Annotated in this window: 5 protein-coding genes; all 5 read right to left on the bottom strand. The window is 62.9% G+C overall.

Going from position 1 to position 4,834, the window contains the following annotated elements; translation table 11 throughout:
• The coding region (locus tag EOD15_RS28560) for a sterol desaturase family protein (protein ID WP_185929105.1) at positions 1 to 418 on the bottom strand (418 nt) is incomplete at its 3' end.
• Positions 405 to 851, bottom strand: a complete 447-nt coding sequence (locus EOD15_RS28555; RefSeq protein WP_127321634.1) for a hypothetical protein — start codon at positions 849 to 851, stop codon at positions 405 to 407. The genes EOD15_RS28555 and EOD15_RS28560, both read right to left, overlap by 14 nt.
• Positions 852 to 928: 77 nt before the next feature.
• Positions 929 to 1,771, bottom strand: a complete 843-nt coding sequence (locus tag EOD15_RS28550; protein WP_127321635.1) for a phytoene/squalene synthase family protein — start codon at positions 1,769 to 1,771, stop codon at positions 929 to 931.
• Between the two features lies 1 nt (position 1,772).
• The gene (locus tag EOD15_RS28545) at positions 1,773 to 2,216 is read right to left on the bottom strand and encodes an Mth938-like domain-containing protein (protein WP_164748856.1); all 444 of its coding nucleotides are present in this window, start codon (positions 2,214 to 2,216) and stop codon (positions 1,773 to 1,775) included.
• Positions 2,191 to 4,740 carry a protein translocase subunit SecDF gene (gene secDF, locus EOD15_RS28540; RefSeq protein WP_127409059.1) on the bottom strand — a complete coding sequence of 850 codons (2,550 nt, stop codon included), beginning with the start codon at positions 4,738 to 4,740 and terminating at the stop codon, positions 2,191 to 2,193. Before secDF ends, EOD15_RS28545 begins: the two co-directional genes overlap by 26 nt.
• Between the last annotated feature and the right edge of the window lie 94 nt (positions 4,741 to 4,834).

Genomic DNA, 4,834 nt, shown 5'->3' with positions numbered 1-4,834 from the left:
ACATGAAGGTGAACAGGCCGGTCCAGCTTTGCCGCAGCGCCGTCGACAGATTGTAGTGCTGGCTGGAATGGTGGTTGACGTGCTCGGCCCACACCCAGCGCACCCGGTGCGCGATGCGGTGATAGACGTAGTAGCGCAAATCATCGAGCAGGAAGGCGGCCAGGAACACCCAGACCGAGAGGCCGAGATCGAAGACGCGGAATTGCCAGAGCCACAGCAGTGCCCAGTAGGACACGACGCCAAGCAGCAGCCCGGCAACGACATTGCCGGTGCCCATCATCAGGCTGGTCAAGGTGTCGCGCGTTTCGAACGAACCTCTGGCGCGGCCGGTGCGCACCAGCCAAAGTTCGACCAGGATCGCGACAACAAAGAACGGGATGGCCAGTTGGGTGACTTGCGGGAAATTATAGCTGTCCATCACGCGGCCTCCGCAGTGGAATTCGAACGTTGCGGCTCAAGGCTTCCAGCAGGCCCTGCGCATCCGTTGAGCTGGCAAAGTGGAAGCGGCCGCCCTTCCAGGTAAAATCGGCGAGCCGGAACGAGACCGTGTTCGCATCTTCGGTGTTCAAAACCGCGACATCCTGAGGCGTGACGATGCGGGTCAAAAAGCAATCGCCGATGCCGTGAACGATGCCGATGCGCACTCGCCCGATATCCAGAAACGCAGTCCTGGCATCCGCTGTCAGGCGGACTACCGTCGCGATCTCGTCGGGAAAATCCTCAGCGAATCGGCTCACCGCGCGATTGGCACTGCTGAGCGTCGCTATCTTGCTGCCGCCGGTGAAATGCACCGCCGCAACCGACAGCGCGATGCCGAAGGTAACGATCGCCACCAATATGGGTAAGCTCATTCATCTCCTCCGGGCCGGCCTGTTGTCTTCGGCAACAGTTTGGCGCGGGGGACGTCTTAACACGATTGACGTTTACGTCAAAGCGCAGGCCAGCCCTTGCTCGCGCGACGCAGCAGCAGCCAATGCCGGCGCAAGGCCGACAGCCGCGCCACGCCTTCGAGCGGCGAACCATTCTCCATCTTGCCGAGGTAGGCACGTGACAGGGCGAGCGGCAGGAATGCCGGACGCAGCGAGACAGGCAAGGTCGGTGCGCCTTGCTCGAAGGCGGAAAGATGTTCCCGTGCCAGCGCCATCATCGCCGCCACCGCGCGTTTGGCGCCGGGTCCGCCATCACCAGCAATGAATTCTTCCGGCGACGATCCCGCCGCCGCCAAAATATCGGCCGGGACAAAACACTGTCCGCGCCGGCGATGCAGCGGCAACAGCAGCAACAGGCCGGTCATCGCCTGCGCACAGCCTGCCCTGCCCGCCAGATCGGCAAAGCGCGGCGCCCCGACGGGATCGAGCACCATCGCCGCAAGCTGGATGATCGCGGCAGCAGTCTCGCCGCAATAGCCTTCCAGGTCAGTGCGCGACGGCATCGGGTCGTCATAGAGGTCGAAGATGCGTGCATCGAGCATGTTCTCGAAGGCCGGCTTCGGCAGGCCGAACGTCGCTATCGTGGCGTTCAAGGCTTCGGCTGTGGGATGGCCGGCGCCCGCTTCTCCGCCAGCGGCAATGACATCGCGCCACCATTGCAGCCTCACCTCGCCCGGCAGCGCTTCATGGATGCGATCGCGGATTCCTGCGATCTCGGCATTGAAGGCGTAGAGCGAAAACAGCGCGTCGCGCTTGTCGTCGGGCGCGTAGAGCGCGGTCAGATAGCGGTCATGGTCGGCGGCGCGCACCGCGTCCGTGACGATTTTGGCATTCTGGGACATGTCAATCGACGGCGATGAGCGCGGCGGCCACGGCGCGCTCTTCCGCCAGAAGGACATTGTAGGTCCGTACCGCGGCACCGGTCGACATCGGGTCGGACGCAATGCCGGCAGCCTTCAGCGCGGCTCGCAGTGCGGCGGGCAATGGCCGGAGATCCCTGCCCATGCCGACCAGCAGGATCTCGACCTTGCCGGCCTCAGCCAGCAGCTTGTCGAAATCCGCCACCGTCAGCACCAGAGGATCAGCCGGTTCCCAGCCATGGATGCCGGATGGCAGGCACATGAGCGAACCGCGATGCGACATGTCGGCAAAGCGGAACCCGCCATTGCCATAGGCTTCGATCGGCGCGCGGCCCGGAAAATGCGCCTCGCGGATGACGATGCCTTTGCCGGTCACCGCTATACCCCTTCGGGGCGGCGCGTCAGGTCGCGACCGCCTTGCCGCCATTGACCGGCTTCTCCTCGTCGGCCGAAGCCTGCGGCCTCAGCTTGAACAGGATCAGCAGCGGTGCGGCGATGAAGATAGACGAATAGGTGCCGAAGACGACGCCGAACAGCATGGCCATCGTAAACGAGCGGATCACCTCGCCGCCGAACAGCACCAGCGCCAGCAGCGCCAGGATCGTCGTCACCGAAGTCAGCGTCGTTCTCGACAGCGTCTCGTTGATGGCGTTGTTCAACAGCTGCGGCAGCGGCATGCGCTTGTATTTTCGCAAATCCTCTCGAACACGGTCATAGACCACGATCGTATCGTTCAGCGAATAGCCGATGATCGTCAGGATCGCCGCCAGCGATGACTGGTTGAACTCCAGTCCGGTGATGACGAAGAAGCCGAGCGTCATGACCACATCGTGCACCGTCGCCACGATGGCGCCGACCGCGAACTGCCATTCGAAGCGGAACCAGACATAGACCAGGATGCCAAGCAGCGCGATCAGCATGGCGATCGTGCCTTGCTTGGCAAGCTCGCCAGAAACGGTCGGTCCGACCACTTCGACGCGGCGGAAATCGTAATTGTCCTGCAGCTCGCCGCGAACCTTGTCGATGACGGTCTGCTCGGCATTCTCGCCACCATCCTGCGTCCCGACGCGGATCAGCACGTCGTTCGGCGTACCGAACTGCTGCACCTGAACTTCGCCGATGTTGAGCTCGGTCAGCCGCGCACGGAGGTCGGCGAGGTCGGCATTGCCGCTCTTGGCCTGCACCTCGATCAGCGAACCGCCCTTGAAGTCGATGCCGTAATTGATGCCAACGGTCATGAACAGCACCACCGACAGGATCGACAGTGCGCTGGAGAGCGTAAAGGTCCAGCGACGGATGCCCATGAAGGGGATCTTGGTGCCGGGTGGAACGAAAGTCACCGGCGCCTTCGGCAATTCCTTCGGGCGAGCCCGGCGCAGCCAGATCGAGACCAGCAGGCGGGTGAAGGTGAAGGCGGTGAAGACCGTGGTCAGGATGCCGATGGCGTAGGTGATGGCAAAGCCCTTCACCGGCCCGGTACCGAGATAGAACAGCACCACGGTGGCGATCAGCGAAGTGATGTTGGAATCGACGATGGTCGCTAGCGCCTTGGTGAAACCGGTATCGATCGCCTGGATCACAGAGCGGCCGGCGCGTCGCTCCTCGCGAATACGTTCATAGATCAGCACGTTGGAATCAACCGCCATGCCGATGGTCAGCACGATACCGGCGATACCAGGCAAGGTCAGCGTAGCGCCAAGCAGCGAGAGCACGCCGACGATCATCGCCACGTGCACCGCCAGCGCGATGTTGGCGAGGAAGCCGAGGAAGCCGTAGGCGACGAACATGAAGGCGACGACGAGGATAGAACCGATGATGCCGGCGACCTTGCCGGCATGGATCGAATCCTGGCCAAGGCCCGGACCAACGGTGCGTTCTTCGATCACCGTCAGCGTCGCGGGCAACGCACCGGCGCGCAGCAGCACCGCAAGGTCGTTGGCGCTCTGGGCAGTGAAATTGCCGGAAATCTGGCCGGTGCCGCCGAGGATCGGCTCGCGGATCTGCGGCGCCGAAATCACCTGATTGTCGAGGATAATGGCGAACAGCTTGCCGACATTCTGCGCCGTGGCCTGACCGAAGCGCGCCGCTCCTTTCGAATCGAAGCGGAACGACACCACCGGCTCGTTGTTCTGCGAATTGTATGTCGCCTGTGCGTCAACGAGGTTTTCGCCCGAGACGATGACGCGATTTTCGATCAGATACGGAACCGGCGGATCGTCCTGCGAATACAGCACCGATGACCCGGCGGGCGGACGGCCATTGAGCGCGTCCTGCACCGGCATCGACTGGTCGACCATCTGGAAGGTCAGCTTGGCGGTCTGGCCGAGGATTTCTTTCAGTCTCTGCGGGTCCTGAAGACCCGGCACCTGGACAAGGATACGGTCGTCGCCCTGCCGCTGCACGATCGGTTCGGTGGTGCCGAGTTCGTTGACGCGGCGTTCGACCACCTCGATCGACTGCGTCAGCGCGGTCGACGTGCGGTATTTGATGCCGGCATCGGTGACGTTGAATTTGAGCAGGCCTGGCTCGGAATCGTCGAGCGTCATTTCCTGGACGGAACCGCCGGTGAACAGGCCGGCTGCGACCGGATCGGTCAGCGTCTTCAGCGCCGTCTTGGCGGCATCGATCTGGGCGGGATCGGTGATGCGGACCTGCAGGGTCCGCCCCGTGCCGGCAAGGCCGGTATAGCCAATCTTGGCGTCGCGCAGCAGCGTGCGGATCTCGTCGCGCGTCGTCTCCAGCCGGTCCTTGATCAGATCGTTCTGGTTCATTTCCAGCAGGATGTGCGAACCACCCTGTAGGTCGAGGCCGAGCGTCATCTGCCGCTTCGGCACCCAGTTGGGCAGTTGCGCCAGCGTGCTGGCGGAGAACAGGTTGGGCGCGGCGAGGATCACTGTGATGGCCACGGCCACCCAGATCAGGATCATCTTGAAGCGCGAAAAATACAGCATATGGCGTCGTCCGTCAGAGCGTGTCCGCGGATCGCTCCGCCTAAAATTGGATTATTTCTTGGCGTTCTGGTTGGCCACCGGCTCGCCCTTGACG

Origin of the sequence: Mesorhizobium sp. M7A.T.Ca.US.000.02.2.1, assembly GCF_003996995.1 — a bacterium.
In the GTDB taxonomy this organism is placed as follows: domain Bacteria; phylum Pseudomonadota; class Alphaproteobacteria; order Rhizobiales; family Rhizobiaceae; genus Mesorhizobium.
The sequence above is the reverse complement of the archived record's forward strand: the minus strand, read 5'-3'. Positions and strand labels throughout refer to the sequence as shown.

Bases quoted from the DNA above. Each gene is read 5' to 3' on its own strand.
- EOD15_RS28555 (WP_127321634.1), bottom strand. From the start codon at position 851: ATGAGCTTACCCATATTGGTGGCGATCGTTACCTTCGGCATCGCGCTG.
- EOD15_RS28550 (WP_127321635.1), bottom strand. From the start codon at position 1,771: ATGTCCCAGAATGCCAAAATCGTCACGGACGCGGTGCGCGCCGCCGAC.
- EOD15_RS28545 (WP_164748856.1), bottom strand. From the start codon at position 2,216: ATGGCGGCAAGGCGGTCGCGACCTGACGCGCCGCCCCGAAGGGGTATA.
- secDF (WP_127409059.1), bottom strand. From the start codon at position 4,740: ATGCTGTATTTTTCGCGCTTCAAGATGATCCTGATCTGGGTGGCCGTG.